This window comes from Lentimicrobium sp. L6 (assembly GCF_013166655.1).
Lineage (GTDB): Bacteria > Bacteroidota > Bacteroidia > Bacteroidales > UBA12170 > UBA12170.
In genome coordinates this window covers 1-661 of record NZ_JABKCA010000187.1, presented here as the reverse complement: position 1 = coordinate 661, position 661 = coordinate 1, and the positions used below count along the sequence as shown (strand labels likewise).

At 43.4% G+C, this 661-nt stretch carries 1 protein-coding gene; it reads right to left on the bottom strand.

Annotation, left to right across the window (positions count from 1 at the left end):
* On the bottom strand, positions 1-610 hold a 610-nt coding region (locus HNS38_RS20145; protein ID WP_172347015.1), incomplete at its 3' end, for an HYR domain-containing protein.
* Positions 611-661 lie beyond the last annotated feature (51 nt).

Genomic DNA, 661 nt, shown 5'->3' with positions numbered 1-661 from the left:
AGCCATTAGCAGGAATATTACTAGGCGTAGAAGCGCAGACCGTAATTGTAGGAGCAGTATTATCTATCACCGTTTGATTCACTGTACAAGTTGCAGTATTTCCGCTTCCATCGGTTGCAGTAAGAGTAATTGTAGTGGTTCCCAAACCAAGAGTAGCACCAGCAGCTGGTGATTGTGTAATGGTTGGAGAACTGGTACAATTATCTGTTGCCGTCACAGAACCGGTTAGATTAGGCGCAGAAGCTGTACATGAGCCATTAGCAGGAATATTACTAGGCGTAGAAGCGCAGACCGTAATTGTAGGAGCGGTATTATCTATTACCGTTTGATTCACTGTACAAGTTGCAGTATTTCCGCTGCCATCGGTTGCAGTAAGAGTAATTGTAGTGGTTCCTAACCCAAGAGTAGCACCAGCAGCTGGTGATTGTGTAATAGTTGGAGAACTGGTACAATTATCAGAAGCCGTCACAGAACCGGTTAGATTAGGCGCAGAAGCTGTACATGAGCCATTAGCAGGAATATTACTAGGCGTAGAAGCGCACACAGTAATGGTTGGCGCTGTATTATCTATCACCGTTTGATTCACCGTACAAGTTGCGGTATTACCCATTAGCGTTAACTTAAGCAAAAAGCTCTTTCAATTTGTTGCTCAAAATTTAAT